This window comes from Marisediminicola senii, assembly GCF_011057645.1.
GTDB classification, from domain to species: domain Bacteria; phylum Actinomycetota; class Actinomycetes; order Actinomycetales; family Microbacteriaceae; genus Marisediminicola; species Marisediminicola senii.
In genome coordinates, this window is the sequence record NZ_JAALGE010000109.1 from 1 (window position 1) to 1,276 (window position 1,276).

A 1,276-nucleotide genomic window follows, 5' to 3' on the forward strand; every position below is an offset into this window, starting at 1 on the left:
TGAGGTCGGTTTTCACACACAGGGTTTAACACCCTCCGCCAACGATTAACAGCGACCACGCGGGGCTATCCCGATCGGGACATCGCACCGGCCACAGCGAGACCAATTAGGACTCACTCATCTAGGGGTCATCGGCGTATTCGGGTAGGGCGCCGCGCGTGGACGCGCGTCAGCGGGTCAGTCGACCGGCGGCCCGTCGAGCACCACGTCGACGTGGGCCGCGGCGTACCGGCGGGTGCGGCGGATCAGTCGCGCCTGGACGGGGCCGGTCACGAGTGCGACCAACACGAGGAATGCGATGACCCACAGCGGCAGCTGGGAGAACACGCCGTCCGTCGACCTCAGGTAGATCCAGAACTGGGTGATGATCAACCCGGCATAGAGGAACGCGATCTGAGCCGCCTGGAGTGGCAGGTAAGCCGACGCGAGAACAGCGTATCGAGCCGCCAGCCAGGATTCCTCCGGCGTGAGGCTGCCTGCATCGCCCGTCTTCACGCTCGAGAGGATGCGTTGACGAAGTTGCCAGTTGCGGCGGAAGACCGATGCCGTTGCGCGGGCGAGGGGCATTTCGAGCACGCTGCAGGCCACCGATGCCGCGATGAACCCCAGGGCGAACGGCAGGAAGAACTCCGGCCGCCGAGGACGGTCCCACCCGTTCGACTGCGCCGTGATGACGAGGAACACCACCGCGGTGACGCCCGCGGTGACCAAGAAAGTCGTCGCCACTATGCGGACTGTGCGCCGCACCTCGAACCCGTCTTTCGTTGCAGTTGTTTCGGTTCCAGGCATCGTGGACTCCCACCGAGTTCGAGAGTGACCGGCTCACGAAGTTCGCGAGCCACGCGGGCTGACCGCCGGAAACTGTCACGTTCTCAGGCTCATGGCTATCACGCGACGCCGCCGCTGTCACGCTTAGAATTACCTGAGGCCCCCGCACCGGATGTGGCGCGGTGTGTCGGTCCGGCTCTCGGACGACTGGTCATGATCGCGGCGTCACTGTGCCGCTCCCAGCCTCGTCGACCCCGGAGTTCTCGTGTTCCCTCGTTTGCCGTTCCACCAGGGCGCCGCCCGCACCCGCCTCGCACACACCGCCCGCACGACCGGCCTCGGCGCCCTCGCCGTTCTCGCCGTGGCGCTCACCGGATGCGCCGCGACGCCGGCCGCCGCACCCGAGACAGGCGAGGGGGCGGGGGGCGGCGCCCCCCCCCCCCCCCCCCCCCCCCACCCACGCCCCCCCGTCTCCCTTTCTCCACTCATCCCCCGCCCGCCGAGGGAG

General features: G+C 68.2%; 1 protein-coding gene. It reads right to left on the reverse strand.

What is annotated here, in order from left to right:
* Positions 1–177: 177 nt before the first annotated feature.
* Entirely contained in the window at positions 178–726 is a 549-nt protein-coding gene (locus G5S38_RS15475; RefSeq protein WP_165070549.1) for a hypothetical protein, read from the reverse strand.
* Positions 727–1,276: the final 550 nt, after the last annotated feature.